Genomic DNA, 963 nt, shown 5'->3' with positions numbered 1-963 from the left:
CGGGGCGGGCTTCGCCTGGGGAGTTGATTCGATGAGCGTCGGGGTCGAAGCGCTGTTCACCAGCGCGCTGGGGTTGCAGCCGCCATGGGTGGTCGAGGACGTCAAGCTCGACACCGCCAAGCGCCGCATCGACTTCGAAATCGGCTGCCCGCAGGCGCGCCTGGCTTGCCCGGCCTGCGGGGCGGCTGCGCAGCCAGTGCACGACCGTATGCGCCGCTCCTGGCGGCACCTGGACTTCTTCCAGTTCGAGGCCTGGCTGCACTGCGACGTGCCGCGCGTGGCCTGCGGCGACTGCGGCAAGACCACGCAGGTGGCCGTGCCGTGGGCGCGAGCGGGCTCGGGCTTCACCGCCGCGTTCGAGGCGCTGGCGCTGGCTCTGTGCCGCGATCTGCCGGTGCGCCAGGCGGCGGCGCTGCTGCGCTGCAAAGACAAGCAGCTGTGGCGGCGCATCGAGTTCTACGTCGAGCAGGCACGCGCGCTGGAGGACTTCGCGGGCGTGCAGATCGTGGGCATCGACGAGACCAGCCTGCGGCGTGGCCAGCACTACATCTCCGTCGTGCACGACCTCGAGTTGAAGCGGCTGCTGTTCGCCACCGAGGGGCGCGACCACCAGACGGTGGTGGAGTTCGCCGAGGATCTGAAGGCGCACGGCGGCGACCCCGCCCAGGTGCGCCACGTGTGCATGGACATGAGTGCGGCCTACGCCAAGGGCGTCGCGCTTGCGCTGCCCGAGGCGCAGATCAGCTACGACCGCTTCCACGTCGTCTCGATGGCCATCGAGGCGATGGACCAGGTGCGCCGCGCGGAGATGGTCGACGACGCGCAGACGGTGCGATCGGCGCTGGGTGCCGACGACGGCAAGACGCTCAGGCAACTGCTGTGGGGCATGCGGCGCAACCCCGCCGGCTGGAGTCGCCACCAGCTCGATGCCATGCACTGGCTGCAGCGCTCGACGCTCAAGAG

The 963-nt window shown here is 70.3% G+C and carries 1 protein-coding gene; it reads left to right on the top strand.

What is annotated here, in order from left to right:
- Nucleotides 1–31 precede the first annotated feature (31 nt).
- Nucleotides 32–963 (top strand): ISL3 family transposase (locus DRV96_RS17765; RefSeq protein WP_119293614.1); only part of this gene is annotated, 932 nt, incomplete at its 3' end.

This window comes from Azohydromonas sediminis (genome assembly GCF_003574675.1).
GTDB lineage: Bacteria > Pseudomonadota > Gammaproteobacteria > Burkholderiales > Burkholderiaceae_C > Calidifontimicrobium > Calidifontimicrobium sediminis.
Note: the sequence above shows the minus strand (reverse complement) of the source record. Positions and strands in the feature narration are given on the sequence as shown.